Annotated in this window: 12 protein-coding genes; 7 read left to right on the top strand and 5 right to left on the bottom strand. The window is 43.9% G+C overall.

All coding sequences use genetic code 11. The features are described from left to right. Positions 1–68: 68 nt before the first annotated feature. The 3 genes from CIK80_RS00935 to dnaE form a co-directional block, all read right to left on the bottom strand. Entirely contained in the window at positions 69–971 is a 903-nt protein-coding gene (locus CIK80_RS00935; protein ID WP_095568505.1) for an RNA methyltransferase, read from the bottom strand. Further along, the gene (locus CIK80_RS00930) at positions 971–1351 is read right to left on the bottom strand and encodes an Hpt domain-containing protein (protein ID WP_095568504.1); all 381 of its coding nucleotides are present in this window, start codon (positions 1349–1351) and stop codon (positions 971–973) included. The genes CIK80_RS00935 and CIK80_RS00930 overlap by 1 nt, the downstream gene beginning before the upstream one ends. 73 nt (positions 1352–1424) lie before the next feature. Beyond that, on the bottom strand, positions 1425–5114 hold the full coding sequence (gene dnaE, locus CIK80_RS00925) for a DNA polymerase III subunit alpha (protein WP_095568503.1): 3690 nt from the start codon (positions 5112–5114) through the stop codon (positions 1425–1427). A 343-nt stretch (positions 5115–5457) separates the two neighbouring features. Here dnaE and CIK80_RS15460 point away from each other — a divergent pair, with 343 nt between their 5' ends. Together CIK80_RS15460 and CIK80_RS15455 are read left to right on the top strand one after the other, a co-directional pair. After that, entirely contained in the window at positions 5458–6006 is a 549-nt protein-coding gene (locus CIK80_RS15460) for a hypothetical protein (protein ID WP_257011650.1), read from the top strand. Positions 6007–6038: 32 nt separating this feature from the next. Next, the gene (locus tag CIK80_RS15455) at positions 6039–6587 is read left to right on the top strand and encodes a restriction endonuclease (protein ID WP_257011649.1); all 549 of its coding nucleotides are present in this window, start codon (positions 6039–6041) and stop codon (positions 6585–6587) included. Between the two features lie 98 nt (positions 6588–6685). On the opposite strand, the gene ggt is transcribed toward CIK80_RS15455, so the two are convergent. Further along, positions 6686–8638, bottom strand: coding sequence for a gamma-glutamyltransferase (ggt, locus tag CIK80_RS00915; protein ID WP_095568502.1), 1953 nt, complete (start codon positions 8636–8638; stop codon positions 6686–6688). A 330-nt stretch (positions 8639–8968) separates the two neighbouring features. Between ggt and CIK80_RS00910 the strand changes: the two genes are divergently transcribed. Both CIK80_RS00910 and CIK80_RS00905 read left to right on the top strand, forming a co-directional pair. Continuing rightward, the gene (locus CIK80_RS00910; RefSeq protein WP_095568501.1) at positions 8969–11089 is read left to right on the top strand and encodes a hypothetical protein; all 2121 of its coding nucleotides are present in this window, start codon (positions 8969–8971) and stop codon (positions 11087–11089) included. 44 nt (positions 11090–11133) lie between these two features. After that, complete coding sequence (locus tag CIK80_RS00905) at positions 11134–12735, top strand: hypothetical protein (RefSeq protein ID WP_095568500.1); 1602 nt, start codon at positions 11134–11136, stop codon at positions 12733–12735. A gap of 167 nt (positions 12736–12902) precedes the next feature. Here CIK80_RS00905 and CIK80_RS00900 read toward each other — a convergent pair whose 3' ends face one another. Then, positions 12903–13424, bottom strand: a complete 522-nt coding sequence (locus CIK80_RS00900) for a Spy/CpxP family protein refolding chaperone (protein WP_095568499.1) — start codon at positions 13422–13424, stop codon at positions 12903–12905. Between the two features lie 228 nt (positions 13425–13652). Between CIK80_RS00900 and CIK80_RS00895 the strand changes: the two genes are divergently transcribed. The 3 genes from CIK80_RS00895 (at position 13653) to CIK80_RS00885 (ending at position 22349) form a co-directional block, all read left to right on the top strand. After that, positions 13653–14339 (top strand): response regulator transcription factor, encoded by a 687-nt coding sequence (locus CIK80_RS00895; RefSeq protein ID WP_095568498.1) that lies wholly within the window; start codon positions 13653–13655, stop codon positions 14337–14339. Positions 14340–14353: 14 nt separating this feature from the next. Next, the gene (locus CIK80_RS00890) at positions 14354–15961 is read left to right on the top strand and encodes an ATP-binding protein (RefSeq protein ID WP_095569489.1); all 1608 of its coding nucleotides are present in this window, start codon (positions 14354–14356) and stop codon (positions 15959–15961) included. Between the two features lie 409 nt (positions 15962–16370). After that, a complete protein-coding gene (locus tag CIK80_RS00885) occupies positions 16371–22349 on the top strand; it encodes a YadA-like family protein (RefSeq protein WP_095568497.1) in 5979 nt (1992 codons plus the stop codon). Positions 22350–22419: the final 70 nt, after the last annotated feature.

Genomic DNA, 22419 nt, shown 5'->3' with positions numbered 1-22419 from the left:
TTATCGATACATTGACACTGATGCACTGGCGTCAGATTCTATTCATTTATCGAAAATAAATCTACTATCTAAACCTTCGAGAGTTTGGCAATGAGCGCGCTTAGCAACTGGTATTCTTTTTGGTCAAGTTGCAGACGAGAACCAAGTCTCGATAGCCTCGATGGTAAGGACTTTAAATGTTCGCTATCTGCTAGGCCACGCTGAACCATCAAATCAGTCGTACGCTGGGTAAGCTGTTGTAGCTGCTGCTGAGTGATAGCTGGCTCATCCCATTGTTGACGAAGATGGACATCGACAGTTGGCTGAGCTGTCATGATTGTATTATCGTCTAAGCTGATATCACCGGTCTTAGCATTGGCCTGAAAGTGGTTTTGTGTATAGGCAAAAATGAAGCTGGCGATGACTTGTACGGCTGACGCTACATTTAATACAGGGTAGTCAGGATTGGCGTCTATTTGGATGTGATAATCTGCGTAGGCCAACTCTTCATTGGTCAGTCCTCGGTCTTCACGGCCAAACAAAATCGCAATGTTTGGTTTTTGTTTGCTATCGATTGCCTGATTTACATCGAGATTATCTTTAGTACTTAATGTAGATTGACTATCAATAAAAGCCAGCATGATCTGAGCTGCCTGTGTTGGCGTGACGACAGGCCGTGGCAAATGACGGCTACGACTACTGGCAGCAAACACGAGCTGACAGTTGGCGATCGCCGACTCCAGCGTTGGGGTAATAATGGCAGATGATAGCAAGTCACTACCACCCGCTGCATGGGACACACTAGACTCATCGATTGGCAGCTTAGGGTTGACGACAGTCAAGCGCGACAAACCCATCGTATGCATTGCTCGTGCCGCCGAACCAATATTGGCAGGCAAAGTTGTATTTACCATAACCACTTGCATGCAATCAAGATAATCACTCACGGTATGAATAGGTGCTGAGGTTGATGACAGAGAAGTATGGCTCATTATTGCCCCAGTCTTTGATTGATTTCTTGTTCAGCACGTTGTAGAGCGACAGCGATATTTTCAATGAGGTCAGCTTGCTCACTGATCAATTGCTCACGGCAGCGCTCTTGTAACTGGCTACTCAGAGTCATTACTTGCGTTGCACCCAAGTTGGCACTAGCACCTTTTAGAGCATGAGCAATCTCAAAGCCGTTAGTATTGTCTTGTTTTTGCTGTGCTACTCGAAGCGTTGATATACGCTGCCGACTATCAGCGAGATAGACTTGTATCAAATCGGCAAAATCCTCTTCTAATAAATCACGCATGTCTTCAAATTGCTCATGATTGATGATTTCTTCATCAGTCTGCACAGTCATATTGCTATTGGACATATTATTCATAGTTTGGTATCCAGTTTTTTTAAATTAATACAATAAAATTACTATAATGAATTTTTCGACCGTAAAGTACGCTTTAGCTGTAATGAAAGTGTAAGCTGTCTTCATTAATCATGGTTTTTAATTGCTGTAAATTGTCATCGTTGGGGTAGATACGCCAGTGCTCTGATAAACTGACATTGGCAATACCAAATTCTTCGTAAATGCTTAACCCAAGCGGCAGACAGTTATCGTTAATAGAGGTGTCTGTATTGCTCAGTGCATTATTGCCATATTGACTCACCTCATTCTCTACAGCCAATAAGTCATTACCATCTTCATCGTATAAACTTCCCCCCATAGCAGGATCATAAGCGCTATCGCTGCCATAACTTTCAGATTCGTTCTGCTCGTCACTGTATCCTAAGCGCGGCGCAGGGATAATGTCTGCTTGTGCTGATTTAAGCAAAGGTTGCAGACGCATCAGCAGATTAATGTCACTAGCATGAACCTTGATACTGATTTTTTTAAGCCAACGCAAGCGAGCATCAACGATACTCATGGCATTATCAAGACGGGCAAATAAACGTCCATCACGCTCACGAATACTGCCTTTAATAATCACCACTTCATCAACTTTTAGTTGCTCTTTAACACGGTTGAAACGCTCTGCATAGCAGCTGACTTCAAGACGAGACGTACCGTCATCTAAAGTAATAACATTGCGATTACCAAAGTTAGCAATATCTATAATCAATCCTGAGAAGTAACAGCTGCCATTGTAGCCAGTGTCTGTCAGCTTGTTAAGACGAGCACCTGAGGTATAGCGTTTTAGCTCATCCAAGTATTCATTAATCGGATGACCTGTTAAGTACAGACCTAAGGTGTTTTTTTCAGCTTTAAGGCGATGTTTATCTCCCCAAATCAGCTCTGGCGTCATCACAAGTGGCGGTGCAGCAACCACGCCATCCATTTCACCAAACAGATCCATCATGCCAAGCTCATTGTTCTGACGATCTTGCTCAGCTGCTTGTACAGCATTTGGCAATTGACTCATCAATGCACCGCGGATCTCATAAGCGGTATCTGCTGGCAAATCAGGTCGTAAAGTGGCGGCAAAATCATCAAAACAGCCTGCGCTCACCAAAGCTTCAAGTGTGCGTTTATTGACTTTCTTGATGTCTACGCGGCGACAAAAATCGTATAAGTCTTTAAACGGCCCGTCCGTGCGGCGTGCTTCAACAATGGATTCAACCGCGCCCTCACCAACCCCTTTAATCGCACCCAGCCCATAAATGATATTGGTCGGTGTGTCAGCAACAAAATGCCATTCACTGCGGTTAACAGAAGGGTTGACGACGGTCAAACCGAAGTTTTCGCGGCAGTCATTGATAAAGAACACCACGTTGTCGGTGTTGTTCATATCAGAGGTCAATACCGCTGCCATAAATTCAGCAGGGTAGTACTGTTTCAAATACGCCGTTTGATATGCCAATACACCGTAAGCTGCGGAATGAGAGCGGTTAAAACCGTAACCTGCGAACTTTTCCATCAAGTCAAACACACCACCTGACGTGACTTCATCAATCCCTTGTGAGGTGGCACCTGTCACAAAAATATCGCGCTGTTTGGCCATTTCTTCCGGTTTTTTCTTACCCATGGCACGGCGCAGCATATCCGCGCCGCCCAAGCTATAGCCTGCCATGACCTGCGAGATTTGCATGACTTGTTCTTGATAGACAATAACGCCGTTGGTGTTCTCTAATATGGGCTCAAGATTGGGATGATCGTAGATGACTTCCTCGCGGCCGTGCTTACGGTCGATATACATCTCTACCATGCCAGCGTCAAGGGGACCTGGACGATACAACGCACACATGGCGATCACGTCTTCGATATTCGTCGGCTGTAATTTGGCCAGATATTTCTTCATGCCCATACTTTCAAGCTGAAAGACAGCCGTGGTCTTGGCATCTTGCAGTAGTTTATAAGCTTTGGCGTCATCTAAAGGCAAGTCTTCCAATACCAAGGCATCCACACCTTCTTTGGCACGGCGTAGATTGATATTTTCAACCGCGGCATTGATAACGGTTAAGTTACGCAAACCCAAAAAGTCAAATTTAACCAGTCCCACGGCTTCAACATCATCTTTATCGAATTGGCTGACACGGTGCCCCTCATCATCACAATAAATGGCACTAAAATCGGTAATTTTATGCGGAGCAATGAGAACGCCACCGGCATGTTTGCCCACGTTTCGGCACACACCTTCAAGCTTAATGGCCATCTCCCAAATCTCAATGGCATCTTCATAATCCATATTATCAGGATTGGAGATTAAGTCTTTGAGCTGCGGCTCTTGCTCTAGCGCTTGGCTAAGCGTGATGCCCGGTGTTTTAGGAATAAGTTTAGATATTTTGTTTGCCAAAAAGTATGATTTGCTTTGTACGCGCGCCACATCACGCACCACCGCTTTTGCCGCCATCGTACCAAAAGTGATAATCTGCGAGACTGCCTCGCGTCCATAAGTTTGCGCTACATAATCAATAACACGGTCGCGCCCTTCGATACAAAAGTCAATATCAAAATCGGGCATGGATACACGTTCAGGGTTTAAGAAGCGCTCAAACAATAGATCATAATGAATCGGATCAAGGTCTGTGATGTTAAGCGCATAGGCGACAAGCGATCCAGCACCAGAGCCACGACCTGGCCCCACAGGTACGCCATTGGCTTTTGCCCAGCGAATAAAGTCCATGACGATTAAGAAGTAACCGGGAAAACCCATAGATAAAATAACTTCTAACTCGTACTCTAGACGCTCATCGTATTTTTGACGAATGTCGCTCCAATTATCGCTGCGTGTCTCAACAGGAAACAGTTTGTCTAATCGATGATCAAGACCGCGCTGCGACTCTGAACGAAAAAACGTTTCAATCGTTTCGCCTTCAGGCACTGGAAAATCAGGTAGTACATTAATACCAAGGGTCAAAGACACATTACAGCGCGTTGCCAAACGCAAAGTATTATCAATCACCTGCGGAATGTCAGCAAACCGCTGCGCCATTTGCTCTTGTGTCTTTAGATATTGCTCATCGGAGTAGGTTTGTGGACGACTTGGATCAGCCAATACGTAGGAACCTGCAATACAAACACGCGCTTCGTGCGCATCAAAATCGTCTTGCTGTAAAAAACGCACGTCATTGTGCGCAATAATAGGAATGTTATGCTTGGCGCCTGATTGTATAGCCGCCTTAATAAAAGCGTCTTCTCCCGCGCGATTGGTGCGCTTGATGGCAAAATACAAACGATCATGAAATTGTGCTTGCCATTCAGCAAGTAGCTCGTCGGCTTTTTCTGGCATAGAACCGACCAACGCCTGACCCACATCTGATTTTTCAGCGAGCAGTACAATTACGCCTTCTGCATGCTCTAAGATATGACGACGTTTAATTACAGGCGTACCATGATTGACAGGGTCAGCACGGCCTTCGGTAAAGCCAAGCGATACAATACGAGTGATGTTTTGATAACCTTCGTTGTTCATTGCCAGCAATGTAAGGCGCGTGTCTTCATTATCCATAATGACTTCGCTGCCAATAATCGGCTTGATACCAGCGCCCAAACAAGCACGGTAGAACTTCACTGTCGCATATAGGTTTGATAAGTCTGTCAGTGCAAGTGCGCGTTGATTGTCCGCTGCCGCAGCTTTGACAAGCGGCTTGATACGCACGATAGAATCAGTGATGGAATATTCGCTGTGAATGCCAAGGTGTACAAATGCCATAGAGGACTCTTACGGATACGATTAAAAACGTTGATAACAAAATAAATTTAATATTATCAATGCTTTAATCTGGTATATGAGACAAAAAATACAGAGGGAATTGTATTTATTCGTTTTAAATCAGGTCGTTAATAATATCATTATTTGCCGTAGACAGCCACCGATTGAATTTACTAATGACAGCCAGATCGGTTGTTTGCTCTCATTAATAAAGTAAGTACTGACGTTTTATCATAAATAGTTGGTAGCACAAGCATTTATCTTCAAGTTATTATGATATAAATAAAGTTAACTCCATTTTCCATGTACTATTGTTCATGCAACCCAAAAAGACGATAACACTATGAGTAATATTACAAAGCTGCCAGCATTTGGTGATATGTTAAATGCTGGAATACAAACTGTAAAAAACCTAAGTACACGCAATACGATTGGTCGCACTGTATTTTATAAAGAGTTTGAAAAGTTAGCGCAGATTGTAAATGATCACAAAGAAATTAATTACATGAGTAACTATGATATACGGCATGAATGTCACAATGGTTCACCTTGTTATGATGAAATTGTCGATTTAATCCTATTATGTCTATCCGCAATGGGTTTGGTCCAAGAAGGCAAGTTCAGCTTAGTACCGAATTTAAATCAGAATTTTGCTAATTTCATTACTTTTGATGAAAAGGTGACACCCAAAAATATTATACGTTTAGATCCTTTTGGCAAAGTCTACTTTTGGCTAGCTGGAAACAATTTCAATCAATATATTAGTGACGGTATTCCAAATAGTGATTATATTGCCAATTTAAACCGTTTTGATAATAAAGCGTTTGCTGATTTGCAAAAGTCAATATTGCTGCTTACGGAAAAAATGGTGATACGCTTATCAATCATTTAATCGAAGAAACACAGCGCCGAACGTCTATATTTATGAATAATTATGCAGACGCGTCTGTTGGTAATGACTTCGTCAAAGTCACACCCAGTATGATTATGACTCAAATTGAAAGTTTGTCTCCCTTACAGTTTGAATGGTTTTGTCTAAAACTGATTGAACGTTCGCTAGAAATTGAAAGTCCTGAGAGTAATTTAACGTCCCGTCATACTGGTCGCTCAAACGACAATGGTATTGACGGTCTCATCATTCAAGATTTCCCAGATGGAGAAGTGCATAACTATTACATTCAAGCCAAACAGTATAGTGCAGGTAATAACATATCTAATGGCGATTTGAGAAATTTCATAGGTGCTTATCCACCGCAAAAAACCAATCATCATGGTTTATTTATTACCACGACAAGTTTTACCAAGCCTGCACAAGATTATGCAAATTCAACTGATTCGCACAGTCTTATACTTATTGATCAAATGAATTTGATTGAGTTAATGATGCAACATAAAGTAGGTTTAAAAGAAGTGAATGCCCGACCGAAATTATTACTAGACAATGAATTTTTCGAAAAAATAAAACTCTATTGATTGCTATTTTCGAATGCAAAAGATAAGCAAATTTTCTGAACAATAAAAAGCCTTCTATACCAATTTGATACAGAAGGCTTTTACTCTAAGAACCCTAATCAATAACCAACCACGGCTGCATCGACAATACGCGGATCAGAAGATCCATATACGCCATCTGGCGTAATCATGATTGACTGTGTTGAACCCATGGTAGCCTGTGGACTAACGGTATGTCCCATAGATTCCAATTTGTTGATGGTGTCTACGTTTAGCGCTTTTTCGATACGAATTTCATCTGGTAACCATTGGTCATGGATACGCGGCGCGTGAGTGGCCTCAGCGATATTCATATCATGATCAAGTACATTCGAGATAACTTGAGTAACAGTTGTAATGATACGGCTACCACCTGGACTGCCTGTGACGATATAAGGCTTGCTGTCTTTGAACACCAGTGTCGGACTCATCGAGGACAGGGGACGCTTATTGGCTTCAACGGCATTTGCTTCACCGCCCAATAATCCATAACCGTTCGGCACACCTGGCTTAGCAGAAAAATCATCCATTTCATTGTTGAGTAAAATACCTGTACCCTCAGCGACCAGACCAGTGCCGTAAGAAAAGTTTAGTGTATAAGTATTGGCGATCGCATTACCGTCTTTATCCACGATAGAGAAATGCGTGGTTTGATCACTCTCGTAGGGAAGTGGATTGTTGGCTTTGATCGTGGACGCTGGGGTGGCTTTGTTTGGATCAATCAAACCGCGTAACTTATCGGCATAAGCTTGTGAGGTCAAACCGCTGTCAGGCACATCAATAAAGTCAGAATCGCCTAAGTACTCAGCGCGGTCTGCATATGCTAACTGCATGGCCTCAGCCATTAAGTGAATAGTTTGGGCACTGTTTTGTCCGTAGTCTTTTAGCGGATAGCCTTCTAAAATATTTAAGATTTGAATGATATGAATACCGCCTGAAGAGGGCGGCGGCATAGAAACAATCTCATAGCCACGGTAGTCGCCTTTGACGGGCACGCGAGCGATGGCTTCATAGTTGGCCAAATCCTGTAAGCTCATCCGACCACCTGCATCAGTGACAGCTTTGACCAATTTACTAGCGGTTTCGCCTTTATAAAATCCATCTGCCCCTTGAGCCGCAATCAGTTTTAGTGAGCGGGCAAGCTCGGGTTGTTTTAGGCGCTCACCAGGTTGATAAGCGCTGCCGTCAGGTTTAAAAAATATTTTTTTGGTGCTCGGCCATTTTTGTAAGCGATCGCTTAAGGCTTCTAGTGACTCGGACAGTCCAGCGGTGACTTCGATACCATTCTCTGCCAGTGCAATAGCAGGAGCCATGACCTGTTCACGGCTCATGGTGCCATGATCTTCTAATGCTTTGAGCAATCCTGCGACTGTACCTGGTACACCAACCGCTAGACCATGATAACGTGATAAATCGCTAACGGCGTTGCCAGCGCTATCAAGATACATATCACGTGTGGCACTGCTTGGTGCTTTTTCACGATAATCGAGCGCCACGGTTTTGCCTTGCTTTGCGTCATAAATCATCATAAAACCGCCACCGCCAATGTTGCCTGCGCGCGGTAAAGTAACGGCAAGGGCGAAACCAACTGCGACCCCAGCATCAACGGCATTGCCGCCATCCTTTAGAATTTGAAGACCGATATCAGAAGCAAGCGCTTCTTGAGTAGCAACCATGCCGTTTTTTGCCCAAACTGGATGATGAATGGCATCGGCAGAGTAAATGGCTTGATCGGTTTTGGCAGTTTTAGTCGTCGGTTTAAGGCTATTGGTTTTTGCGCGAGTGATTCGCTGGTTTTCAGTTAAGACAGTTGGTGCGTTGGTCATGATCGGTAGATTGATCGCACTGGTATTGAGTGAAGAATCACTCATCGCGTTATTATTTACTGAGTTGGTGGTTTCTAGTGCATGAGCAGAGACAGACAGTAATAAAGCACTACTGATAAGTAAGGCAGATTTTTTTAATGAGGGTTTATGATGAGTCTTATTTTGTTTATTCGTATGCTGAGTAGGACCAGATGATAGCGCTGCCATTGCAAATTCCTTTTTACGTGATTAAAAGTTGGGGTTGTAAGTTTTATGAAACAATTGGGACACATGAATAGTAACGAAAATATTGAGTAGTAGAAAGTTGTTTATTAAGTTTTACTTTTAGCCATGACTATTCATAGTCATAATATGCCTGATGTTTACATAATTACTATCATCGTTAGCTCGATGTTTTTATTAAGGATAATTCAAAAAAATATAAAAATTTCCTTAAAGGTTAAATACTAATATTACTTAAGTGTAACTTTTTGTGCTATAAATATGCACAATAGTAGGCATTTATTATTGGCTGTTTATCTGACTAAAGGGGCGTCTATGTCATCCACTTACCAAAAAAATCCCAATCGGCAGCATTGCTCTAAAATAGCATTGCATCATTCTTCTACCCATAATGAAAGCAGCCATAGCCATAAACCTTATAAAATGGTCTCTATTGCGCGCTGTGCACTACTGCTCGGTAGTACGTCGCTGATACTGGCAGGTTGTCAATCCAATTCGAGCGACTTATCGTCTACTGCTGTATCAAATAAAATGATAGATTTTAATATCGCTGATACCGCACAAAACCAAGCGCAGGGTCGCGCCCTCAATGCCAGTTTGACCGCTGACTCTGAGCACTATGAACAGTTATTCAATCAAGACAAATACCCCAATACCGAAAATCAAGCCAAAGCGCACTTATTGACAGCTATTCGTCAGCATTTAACCTCAGAACATGTCGCTGTTGCGCAAGCCAATTATCAAGCAGTACCCTTTATCCATCCAGACAGCATTGATGCAGGCTCTAGCAGCTTACTGAAGACGATTATAGAAACGTACATGTATCAACCTGGGTTAGAAAGTGATTATAGTGAAAGTAACGATTATGAGGAAGATCTGTCAGAATCTAAGTACTCTGAGGAAGAAAGAAAAGCGATCGCCGCGATGGTGAAGCTACATGCTGCGGACTTAATAGAGAATATGGAAGAGGATGAAGATTTAGCGTTTGGTGACGATGGATTTAATGGATACGGTTATAATAAGGAGGGGTACCACCGCCAAGACTATGATGACAATACGACAGAAGAAGATGCAGCAGCAGAAAGCGCCGCAATAGCTAGGGTATTAGAAGAGGCGGGCGAAAATGATGAGTCAACGTACAGCGGTGATGACGACAGCTACAATGACAACTATGATAATGAAGAAGACAGTGGTACTGATTATGAGCGAGGTGGTAGGTTTTCAGGCTTAAAGGCAAAGAACCTTCTACAAAACTATGAAGCTATGCAAATGGCAAAGCAACAGCCGAAGACAATGAGTGAAGAGCCCACATCATCCACAGGGCTGATTGGTAATATCTTTACTATGTTCCATCGTACACCAGAGCAGATAGCGGCCTCCAATGCCTATCAATATAAACATTTAACATTCAATAGTGTCAGTCATTATCAACCTCAAAAAAGACAACTACAGAGTGTCTATAGTTATGATTATTTGACACCAACTATTGGCTCATCAATACAAATACCGCTGGCGTTTGATTTTAATAACAGCAAGATAAAGATTGATCCATCGGCCATTATGCCTATTGTGGCGATTGTCAATCCTGAAAACACCCCATTACCCAATCAGATGATTTCACATACGGTGAGCTTTGGTTTGCCTGAAAGTATCACATCGCAATTACCGCCAGCGGTACTCTATGATGCGGCAATTTCTGCTATACAAAATAGTATGGCGGAGCTTGCACCTGAGCACTTTAGTGCGGTAGACATTGGTCAAGATCGGTTTGCTAAAGAAGTCGGCGCCAGCCGTGCGGTAAAAGTCTATTTTGGTAGTCAGCAAAGCGGTGAGATGATTGGTAAAGTGCTCAAATACATGACCCAATCACTTCAGCAGTATGTCGATACTCATCCAGAAAAATACCCTGACGGTGCGCCGCTAAAAGCTGCGCTTGATAAGGCGGCATTGTATAACAAAGGCTATCAGAGTGCCGATGTGGGAGCGCTACTTCAGCTTATTGAAGCCATTGGCCCTATCACATTTAATCAGATAAATTATTATTATTTGGACAGCTCAGATCGTCTGCTTGCCAAACAACAGCGTATGAACATTGGTGGCGATTTATTAGGTTCGACGACCACTGTATTAAACCAAGTACGCTACGATAAAGCCAGTTTTGATAAGCATGCACTAACGCCTTTGTTGGCTGAGTCTTTTGGGTCCAATGCAAAACCTGCCATTGATGGTAACGCATGGATGACCGCCCAACGTCAACAAGAAGATAGGCTACAAGCGGCACGTTACGCTCGCTATGATTATAGTGATAACCGTGCAGATGATGAATATCCGCGTGACTACGAGAATAGTGAAGACAGCTATAACGACGATAGTAATGAGGATTACAGCATTACTCAGACTGACGATGAGACTGACAACAGCATAAAGGCTTGGTAGCACTGTCTTGTCACGTTTAAGCGAATATTTATTAAGGATAAAATATGAAAACAAATCATCAAGCTATTAAACATTGTCTGTCGTCACCTATCAAAAATAAGACCTTATTTGCCAGTGCATTTTTGGCGGGTACACTGTTATTGACGGGCTGCCAATCTACCAGTCTGTCTAATAACTCAAATCCATCGAACGCTATGGCCAAAAAACAAACGTCAGCGGTCGCTAAAACCGTCTTAGCAACTGCATTGCAAAAACAGCGCCGTCAATCCTTTAGCTATCATAGTAATATTGAAATTAATAATGAGCAGCAATTTGCCAATGTAGCCGCAAAAGATCAGGTCGCATCAGATTCTCCAAGCGAATACTGCGAAGACACTCACGACCAATCCTATGCTGCTTTACTTGAGCAAGCCGAGGAGCAAAATAAAGATGTCTTGGATACTGAGTATGATACTCAGCGTACGGCGCTAAAAAACAGTTATCTTGAATGCAATGCTGCGTATGAAGCGTGGGTAGACCATCAATATGATAGTGACATCGCTGTGCCGCCCTCTTACCAGGAGTTATTTGACAATTATGACAGCAAGATAAAACCGCTAGAAATTAAAAAATCAAAACTGTTAGACGCTTATTGGTTCAAGCCACTCTCTCTCAATGCCCAAGGTGTTTATCAGCCGATGGCTGGCAGAGCAACCATGCTCGCCAGCGCCCAGTATCAAACACGCAATAATCACAGCAGCATCAATCAGCCTATCTATATCGATCTTAAAAATGGCGATATTTATCTATGGGCAGACAATGTTGCGATGTTTAACTCCTCGATGCTAGACGACTCACTTGGTACGAAATGGCAAAATAAATGGTTAAAAATAGCCATGGATGATGGCACCTTGCCGAAAGGCTTTGGTCGTGAAGTGATAAAAAGTCACTTTGCGGCAATGGACGAGACATTTGAAGCGGCACCTGTGAGTCAGTTCGATTACGTGGCGCCCAATACGCTAGCGTCGCTTTCTCCTAAATTACCAGCGCATCAGCTAACCCCAATGCTAGCGACTGATACCATCATTAGGCGTGTACAAAGTGCTGAAAGCTATGAGCAATTTTATCAAGACTATATGCGCATTTTTTATGACCGCATCAGCAAACAATATCCTGAATTGATTGAGGCAAATGTATCTGATGAATCAGAAAACACAACGTCTGATAAGTTCACCAGTAAAGTCTTGGTGCAGCAAGTGTTGGCCATGGTAAAAAGTCAGATAGAAGGTGGGGATGAAACAGAAGAGGTAACACTGCCAGAGAATACAGAGGTGCAAGAGCTTTACGGATTTGATAAACGGGGTCAACTTAAATGGCAGCATTTGCGCAATGAGTTACTGAGTAAAACCAAAGCTGTTTCTGGTACGTCAAGCAAGGGTGTGACTGTAGATATGTTACAACAATATTCTGCCATAAGTCATCAAGACATGGCGTTTCCTAACTTGCCAAGTGATGTGCAAGTGCCAAATGCTAGTAATAGTATTGATGCAAGAAAATATGGCAAAGAGCTGATGCAGTACTACCGCGATGGTAATGGTACTTTTATGGGTAAAATGATATTTAGTAGATTTCCCATGTCTATAGAAGCGAGTGGGGCGGTTGATTAAAGGAAGTGGTTAAGAGGGCTATAAATCTTTAAACATGCTAATCGTTTATAAAAAAAGTGCACCGTTGATACGATGCACTTTTTTATATTCTCATATTGCAGGCTTAGTACGATTGTAGACTTAATATGATAAGCAACAGTGCTTTAATGTACGCTGCCTATTAAGAATTACATACCTTGATGTTTTTTGCCCTGCATTTTGTGATGACCTGAACCTTTGTGTCCTTTAGCCATTTTCTCAGCTTCTAATTTGGCCAGTTTTGCACGCTGCTCGGGTGTCAAGACTTGGGCAATGGCATGCTGAGTTTGTACACGTTCAATAAAGCGCTGTTTTGTTTTAGCCGCTTGTTGATCAGCCAAACGATTTACGGCAGCATTGTTGAGCGTACTTGCATTGGTCAAAGCTTGCATCTGCTGATGCATTTGCATACGCTCTGCTTTATTTTTAGCACGATCAGCTTTATAGTCGCCATGTTTTGCTTCCATAATGGCTTTGATTTGTGCTTGTTGCGTCGCTGTCAGATCCAACTGAGACATAGGGCCTCTCATGCCGCCTTTCTTCATACCATCTTTATGCTGCATTTTGCTGGAGGTCGGTGCCGTGTCAGTGGTTGCATTAACGCTGGTACACGCAGTTACGGTAAACACGCTAGACATTGCCAGTACTGAGCCCAATAGTAATTTTTTCATAGTGTAATCCTTTATGTCGTTTGGTTAAATGATAATGAACAGCAACGTTTGATTTTGCCAATATGACCATTGCAAAGTGCAGTACTCGCTGTTGATGAGGCTATTCTACGACAGCTAAAGGTTACGAACATTTATGAAATATTAAGAAAGGTAACGGTTATGGCGTATCGATCAGTAATTGCCTGATAATATGAGTAACAAAGGTATTTACCGCTTAAGGAGACAGATGTGCCGAATATACTGCTGGGCGATGATGATGAAGAGCTGACTCAATTATTACAAGAATATCTTCATAATCATGGCGTGACCTGCGACTGTGTTCATGATGGGGAGGCTGTGATTCAAACATTAAAGGCGGCGAGTAACAATGCGTCTGCTTATGACTTGCTGGTGCTAGATATCATGATGCCAAAAATTGATGGATTGAGTGTGCTGCGCCAACTGCCAAACATCAGTGATGTGCCCGTTATTATGTTGACTGCCAAAGGTGAAGAGATTGATCGTATCATTGGCTTAGAGCTTGGGGCTGATGATTATATCACCAAACCTTGTAATCCTCGGGAGTTGCTGGCGCGTATCAATGCGGTGATTAAACGTACTAATGCGGTTGCATCGGAGCATACGCCGTTGCCTGAGAGCCGCTTGCATTTTGATCAAAATCAGCGGCTGTGTCAGATAGATGGTGTCGAGCTGCAAGTGACTGGTACAGAGTTTGATCTGTTGATCGCGTTGCTTAAACAAAAGGGCGAGGTCGTGAGTAAGACATGGCTGTCAGAGCACATTCTACAGCGCGAATTGCAGCCGTTTGATCGTAGTTTGGACGTTCATATTTCGCGCTTGCGCAAAAAACTTCAACCCTTTCACGATGAACCGATTAAAGCCGTTCGCGGTAAAGGCTATCAATTGGTACTGTAATGGTGGAATCACCAATGAAAAATGCCACCTTTAGAGTGCGAATCACGCTGTTTTGGCGTCTGTTTTTGAGCCTATTATTAACGATTCTGATGACCTCTGTTTTGTCCATCATGGTAGAGCGCTGGCTGGTCGAAAAAGAGCTGACAGCTCGTATGGATGTACAAATTGACAGTTTGTTGATTAAGCGTGAGGAAATAGTGCAAGCGCTAACGGTAGGAGATTTCGCAGCAGTTAGAGAGATGTATCGCCAAGACCGGCGGCTCATGAATCAGATTAGAGTCTATGATGAAGAAGATGCCATTATATTTCCACGTTATCGAGAAAGAGACGATCAGCGTAAGCCAGAACGTAGGCAAAGGAATGAGCAGGCAGTAGAGCAATCATCAATTCGGACAAACTCAACTCAGACAAAGCCAGCGGTGCCGCCCACACCTCGCTTCGATACTGAAAAAATGATCAATGGCGAGAAGAGAGTCCATGAAAAGCCATCCATTTTAGATCATATTTTGCAGCCGATAATGCCGCGTGGGGCTAAGATGGCTGACCCTGACACTCGTCCTGAATTGGCTGATGTGACGGTTGCCTTGCCCGACAAAAAAACAGTCCTTATCCAATTGCGTCCGCATTTGCGTTTTTCAGATGTTGTAGAGCTGCAACGTAGCAATTTTCCAATACGGTTATTATTGATACTTCTCTTTAGTATTTTAGTCTGCGTTTGGCTAAGTCGTACGCTGACTTATCGTATTCGCCGTGTACAAAGTACGGTACACCGTATGATTGATGGGGATTATCAGGCAAATCCAGATTTATCCAAAATGGGCGATGATGAGCTGGGTTTACTGGCTAAAGACGTTGCCAAACTGTCGATAAGACTGGCTGAGAGTGAGTTGGCGCGCAAACAGATGCTCAGTGATATCTCTCATGAGCTACGTTCACCGCTGGCACGTCTAGAGGTGGCGACCGAGCTCACACGTGACTTTGCTCCCAATACCAGTCGCTACCTAGATCGCATTGATAAAGAGTCTGCACGAATGAATGAGTTGATTGAGCAAATCATTCATATTCAATCGTTACAAATGCAGCAATACACTATTGACAATTTAGAGAATGAAGCAGTCAATCTTTCTGAGATTATCAGTGAGATAGGACAAGATGTTTGCTTTGAGTTTCAACATAAGAACGTGCGTTGGCAGTGGCAGCCGTCTCGCCTTTTATCAAAGAGTGATACCGATTTTTCTTGGACAGTCCTTGGCAACCAAGAGCAGCTACATAGTGCCTTTGAAAATGTGATTCGCAATGCTTTTATGCATACAGAGGCAGGCTCAACGGTCAGTGCCGAGATGAAAGAAGTAGAGATGGATAATAAGTCACATGCTATTGAAATCACCATAACAGATGAAGGCGGCGGCGTCGCAGAAAAAGATTTGGATCGAATTTTCCAGCCGTTTGTGCGTCTTGATTCTGCACGGCATCGCGAAACTGGCGGTTATGGGCTGGGTTTGGCAATCGTTCATGCAGTGGTGATAGCGCATAAAGGTTACATTAATGTTTACAATCGACAGGATGATATGAAAGGTTTGATAATGCAGATAACGTTGCCAACTGAATATAAGGGTCGCTAATAGCCGTTGAAAATAATAAAAGCTCAGGTATGCGGATGTTCATGATGTCTGCATGCCTGGGCTTTTTTTTGGCTCAAAAATAGAAATTCTGATAAACGAACATAATTTGGTATAAACGGACGATATACGAATTTATATATTTGTTTAATTAAATACAACTAGTCGGGTACTAAGTACCCGACTAGTTGTATTGTTACTTTGTTTGCATTTGTTAATACTTATGTATAGAGAGTGATAAAAAAACCACAAGATAAAACGTCTTGTTCTGAAAGGTTAATATTAGTAACACTGTAAAAGGATTTCGCATTATCAATTTATAAACCGTTTTATTTTGCGATATCAACTCTCTGCAACATAGATTGTATCTCTGATTTTTCAAATCTGACAATTCTATAGGGGAGTACATATTATGAAACGCATCTATAAGGTGATATGGAACGAAGCCTTAAACTGCTTTACGGCCGTCGGTGAATATGCCAAGGCACGCGGCAAATCTTCCAAATCTAGCGTTAGTTCTAACGCTACTATCAACACCACTTCCAACCTATCTTCTATCAATACATTGCGCCTGAGTGCAATAGGACTTGGGCTTTTGGCCGCTGGCTTTGTTGTACAGACAAATGCTGACGTCAGTTACTCCAATCTCATCAATATTACTGGTTATCAAAGCCAAGGTAATGGCCATGATACTCATGGCAACGGTAATGGGTATGGTCATGAAACTCATGGTAACGGAAATGGGTATGGCCACGATGAGAATGGCAATAATGGCAATAATGGCAATAACGGTATTGGACTAAAGTTTGCTGGTGATACTGGTGGAACGATTATACGGAATCAAGGCGAAACGCTGAATATTAAAGGTGGCGAAACTGATACCACAAAACTCACCAGCGGTAACAATATCGGTGTGGTGTCTAATGGTACCAATACTCTGACTATCAAATTAGCAAAAGATTTGACTGGTTTAAACAGTGCGAGTTTTAATAGTGGCGTTGTGATCTCCGCTACTGGTATCAATGCTGGTAACAAAGTTGTCTCAGGCGTCGCTAATGGTGTGGCTGGTAATGACGCGGTCAACGTCAATCAGTTAACCACTAGCATTGCCGCCAACAAAACCAAATACTATAGTGTCAACTCAACTGCGACTGGCAATAGCAATAACGATGGCGCAACCGGACCAAATGCAATGGCTATGGATGGCAATGCAACGGCTGCTGGTGGACAAGCGATTGCAATTGGTAGTGGTCAAAGTGGCCAAAACACAACAACAAGCGGGCAACAATCCATTGCTATTGGTGCCAATGTGGTATCAAAAGGTCACTCATCTATCGCACTTGGCGGTGATGATTTAGATGACGCTTCAAAAACAAATATCGGAAGTAATTCAGCCAGTGCTACATTGAATGGCGGCACCGTCAATACGACCTTCAATAGCTATGCAGGCAAAAACCTTGTCGAACCCAATCGGTATGATGTCAATACAGAATCGGGTGGCGCTGCGTCAATTGCAATGGGTGTAAAAGCCCTATCTAAAGGTGATTTATCTACCGCAGTTGGCGTACATGCTAACTCTGCGGGTACCGCTTCCTCAGCTTTCGGTATGGCAGCCTCTGCTACCAAACAAGGATCATTAGCGCTTGGCGCAGGTGCTAAGTCTGATGTTCAAGATGGTGTGGCTCTAGGGTCAAGATCTGTTGCTAGTGTGGCAGGTGGGGCGACTGGATTTGTACCAGTGGGGACTTTGACCGTTGATGAAAACGCCATTATCGCAACGAGAAGTGTGGCACTGGGCGCTGTATCAGTGGGTACAGGTGCACAAGGTGGTAATCGTCAGATTGTAAACGTCGCTGCAGGTACTAATGACAGTGACGCTGTCAACGTCGCTCAACTGGTCGGTCTCCAAAATGGTATCAATGGTACGCTAAACCAAGGTATAGATTTTGGCGGTGATAGTGGTACCAATGTCAATCGTAAGCTTGGCGAAAAATTATTGGTGAAAGGTGGCGAAACTGATGCTACAAAACTCACCAGTGGTAACAATATCGGTGTGGTTGCTGACGGTAATGACACCTTAACCATAAAATTGGCAAAAGATTTGACGGGGCTAGATAGCGTCACCGCAGGAAATAGCCTGCTCAACACCAATGGTTTGAGCATTACAGGTGGTCCATCATTCACCGCAACAGGTATTAATGCCAATAACCAACAGATCCAAGGCGTAGCAAGTGGTGGTACCACTGTATCTAACGCTGCCAATATTGGTGATGTAAACACGGCGATTACTGGCGTAACCAATTTAGGCTTTGCCCTAAAGGCGGCCGATGGTAATACCGTGCAAAAACCACTAGGACAAGCGGTTGAAGTGGTTGGCTCTAACAATAACATCGACACGCGAGTGAACAACGGTAAAGTGGAAGTGCAGCTTAACAACAACCTTGACCTTGGCAACAACGGCAGCGTCAGCACAGGCAACCTTGCCAGTGGCACCAGCGTCAACCGCTTAGGCATCGTCACAGGTGGTTTACTCACAGGTGGCGTCACCACCGTCAGTGGCGCAGGTGTCAGCGTGACTGGCCTCAACCCCTTTAACCCAACCAGTGCCGCCTTAACCAGTGATGGTCTCACCATCCTAAATGGACCAAGCGTGACCAAATCGGGTGGTATCAATGCCGGTAATAAAAAAGTGATCAACGTCGCTAATGGCGTACAAGCAAAAGACGCCGTTAACGTCAGTCAACTTAACAGCGCCTCTGCCGCAGCCAGAACCAAAGTAGTCAAAGGCACCAATGTCGCAAGTGTTGACTTCTCAACCGACAGCATCACAGGACAAGACGTCTACACCGTCAATGCCGATGGCACCACTGCCTCAGCTGGCTCATCAGCCGTCACCGTGACTCAAGGTGCCAAAGATGGGGCGACCAACATGACGGACTACGCAGTCGACTTAAGCGACGCCAGTAAAGCAAGCTTAGTCAAAGCGGACAGTGCCATGCAAAGTGTGGTCACTCAGATCGATGGTAATGAGGTTAAAACCCTGAACAGCACCGACAATAGTGCCAACTTCCTCACAGGCGACAACATCGTCTTGACCGCTGAGGGTGGTGGTATCAAAGTGGCCACGGCAGCGGATGTGTCCTTCACTACCGTCACCGCAGGCAACAGCCTACTCAACACCAATGGTTTGAGCATTACAGGTGGTCCAACATTCACTGCAACAGGTATTAATGCCAATAACCAACAGATCCAAGGCGTGGCGAGTGGCGGCACAACCGAATCTAACGCTGCCAATATTGGTGATGTAAACACGGCGATTACTGGCGTAACCAATTTAGGCTTTGCCCTAAAGGCGGCCGATGGTAATACCGTGCAAAAACCACTAGGACAAGCGGTTGAAGTGGTTGGCTCTAACAATAACATCGACACGCGAGTGAACAACGGTAAAGTAGAAGTGCAACTCAACAACAACCTTGATCTTGGCAACAACGGCAGTGTCAAAATGGGTTCAGGCGCTCTTTTCGGTCTTGGTAATACCACAACACTTGATCGTTCGGGTCTCACAACAGGTAATGCACTCCTTAATACCACCGTTGATGGCTTAGGTGTTAGAACGGGTAACGCATTAATCAACACGACAGTAAGCAGTTTGGGTGTTGCTGTATCTAATCCATTCTCTACTACTACTTTGTCTGGTAACGGCCTTAACATTCTCGGTGGTCCAAGCGTGACGACTGCGGGTATCAATGCCGGTAATAAAAAAGTGGTCAACGTCGCTAATGGCGTACAAGCAAAAGACGCCGTTAACGTCAGTCAACTTAACAGCGCCTCTGCCGCAGCCAGAACCAAAGTAGTCAAAGGCACCAATGTCGCAAGTGTTGACTTCTCAACCGACAGCATCACAGGACAAGACGTCTACACCGTCAATGCCGATGGCACCACTGCCTCAGCTGGCTCATCAGCCGTCACCGTGACTCAAGGTGCCAAAGATGGGGCGACCAACATGACGGACTACGCAGTCGACTTAAGCGACGCCAGTAAAGCAAGCTTAGTCAAAGCGGACAGTGCCATGCAAAGTGTGGTCACTCAGATCGATGGTAATGAGGTTAAAACCCTGAACAGCACCGACAATAGTGCCAACTTCCTCACAGGCGACAACATCGTCTTGACCGCTGAGGGTGGTGGTATCAAAGTCGCCACCGCACCAGATGTGTCTTTCACCAGCGTCACCACAGGCGATACCTTGCTCAACACAGAAGGCGTCCGCTTCCTTGGTGGTAGCAGTGTCAGACTGAGCCAAAGCGGTCTTAACAATGGAGGCAATCGTATCACCAATGTGGCCGATGGTGCGGATGATACCGATGGTGTCAACGTCAGACAGTTGAAGGCAACCAACAGTACTGTTGATTTGGGGCTCGACTTTACTGGAGACGATACCGCAGTGATCGTCAACCGTAAGTTAGGTCAAACATTAACGATTCAAGGAGGTGCGACAACCTTAACAGACAACAATATCGGTGTCGTGGCTGATGAAGACGGCAGACTAAACGTGAGATTGGCTGAAGATGTGGTGCTTGGCAGAGCAGGTAGTGTCAGAATGGAAAACACCGTGCTCAACAACGCAGGCTTCACCATCACAGATGGACCCAATCAAACCGTGACGCTAAGCAATGAAGGTCTTGATAATGGCAATAATAGAATTATCAAGGTTGGTGAAGGTATTGCACCAAGTGATGCTGTCAACTTCGCACAGCTCACAGTCACCAATAATGAAGTTGCTAAAGGTATCAGGATTGGTGATGGTAATAGTGACAATGATCAGCAATTTGCATTAGGCGATACTATCAATGTGACAGGAGACAGCAATATCACTACTGTTGCTTCTGCGACTGGTATCCAAGTGAAACTCAACAATCAGTTGGATCTAGGGGAAGAGGGTAGTATTCAAATAGGCAATAGCATCATGAACAATAATGGTTTCACCTTTGTTGATAATGGCTCAGGTAGAACGGTTGCACTAAGCAGCTTTGGTCTTGATAATGGTGGCAATACGATCCGCAATGTTGGCAAAGGTATACTAAATACTGATGCTGTAAACGTCGAGCAATTAAAAGAAGTTGCTACTGTCTTGGATCAAGGTTGGGGTATCAGAGCTCAAGGCGATGTTGCGACTCAGGTCAAACAAGGTACTGCTGTTGATCTTAACAGTAGAGACGGTAACATCAAAGTGTCTAGAAGCTTAGTCAGTAATGGCGTTGGGTCTAGTGCTAGCTCAAGTGTAGCCGCGGCGGCTGGTGCTAATGATATTAGCTTTGATTTAAACCCAGACATCAGTGTGGTTAGTGTCACAGCCGGTGATACGACAATCAATAGCAATGGTCTCACGATTGCAGGTGGTCCAAGTATCACTAAAAGTGGTATTGATGCCGCTGATAACAAAATCACCAATGTCAAAAACGGTGAAGTAACGGCTACCAGCCAAGAAGCTATCAATGGTAGCCAGCTCTATGCTCAAGGCAGTGGTATCAGCAGTATCATCGGTGGCAACACGGTTTACAACGCTGAAAACGGTACTTTTACCAATAGTAATATTGGTGGAACGGGTAAAGGCAGTATTGATGGTGCGATTGCTTCTATTAGACAAGGCACAATTGAAATCAACGAAAATGTGCAAGCCAATACAACCAATATCGCCACTAATACAACCAATATCGCAACGAACACCAGAAACATCACAACCAATACTACCAACATCAAGGCCAATACAGATAGACTTGATGCAGGACTTAACTTTGGTGCAGATAGTGGCGCTAATATTAACAAACCTGTAGGTAATGGCAGTGTTCTGAAGTTCACTGGCGGTAATAACATCACTACCACAGCACAAGGTAGTGCTATCAAGTTCGATCTCAACAGTAACATCACCGTAGATAGTGTCAAAACTGGCAATACCACGGTGAATAACAATGGCGTTACCATTGCTAACGGACCTAGTATGACGGCAAGTGGTATCGATGCTGCTAGCAACAAAATTACCAATGTTGCTGATGGTATGGCACCTAGAGACGCTGTTAACTTCGGTCAATTAGATGCGGTTAGTAGACAACTTGGTGACAACATGAATCAGTTAGGATATAAGATCAATGAGGTCGAAGACGATGCCAACGCTGGTATTTCAGCAGCCATGGCAATGTCTTCACTACCACAAGCCTATCTCCCTGGTAAATCGATGATTGGAGGCGGTATTGGTACTTATAATGGAGAAAGCGCTGTTGCTATTGGTTTCTCCAAACTGTCCAATGATGGTCGTTGGGTCATGAAGATAAATGGTACCGCAGATACACAAGGTAATGCTGGCGCTTCGATTGGTGCAGGCTTCCACTTCGATTAATGGAAAAAGCCAGACCAAGTATTAGGCTAATGAGCAAAACAAAAAAGCAAGACAACCAGTGTCTTGCTTT

It is taken from the genome of Psychrobacter sp. JB193, assembly GCF_002285555.1.
GTDB classification, from domain to species: Bacteria; Pseudomonadota; Gammaproteobacteria; order Pseudomonadales; family Moraxellaceae; genus Psychrobacter; species Psychrobacter alimentarius.
Note: the sequence above shows the minus strand (reverse complement) of the source record. Positions and strands in the feature narration are given on the sequence as shown.

Excerpts from the sequence above, each read along its gene's own strand:
- CIK80_RS00935 (WP_095568505.1), bottom strand. The coding sequence starts at position 971 with ATGAGCCATACTTCTCTGTCATCAACCTCAGCACCTATTCATACCGTG.
- CIK80_RS00930 (WP_095568504.1), bottom strand. The coding sequence starts at position 1,351 with ATGAATAATATGTCCAATAGCAATATGACTGTGCAGACTGATGAAGAA.
- dnaE (WP_095568503.1), bottom strand. The coding sequence starts at position 5,114 with ATGGCATTTGTACACCTTGGCATTCACAGCGAATATTCCATCACTGAT.
- CIK80_RS15460 (WP_257011650.1), top strand. The coding sequence starts at position 5,458 with ATGAGTAATATTACAAAGCTGCCAGCATTTGGTGATATGTTAAATGCT.
- CIK80_RS15455 (WP_257011649.1), top strand. The coding sequence starts at position 6,039 with ATGAATAATTATGCAGACGCGTCTGTTGGTAATGACTTCGTCAAAGTC.
- ggt (WP_095568502.1), bottom strand. The coding sequence starts at position 8,638 with ATGGCAGCGCTATCATCTGGTCCTACTCAGCATACGAATAAACAAAAT.
- CIK80_RS00910 (WP_095568501.1), top strand. The coding sequence starts at position 8,969 with ATGTCATCCACTTACCAAAAAAATCCCAATCGGCAGCATTGCTCTAAA.
- CIK80_RS00905 (WP_095568500.1), top strand. The coding sequence starts at position 11,134 with ATGAAAACAAATCATCAAGCTATTAAACATTGTCTGTCGTCACCTATC.
- CIK80_RS00900 (WP_095568499.1), bottom strand. The coding sequence starts at position 13,424 with ATGAAAAAATTACTATTGGGCTCAGTACTGGCAATGTCTAGCGTGTTT.
- CIK80_RS00890 (WP_095569489.1), top strand. The coding sequence starts at position 14,354 with ATGAAAAATGCCACCTTTAGAGTGCGAATCACGCTGTTTTGGCGTCTG.
- CIK80_RS00885 (WP_095568497.1), top strand. The coding sequence starts at position 16,371 with ATGAAACGCATCTATAAGGTGATATGGAACGAAGCCTTAAACTGCTTT.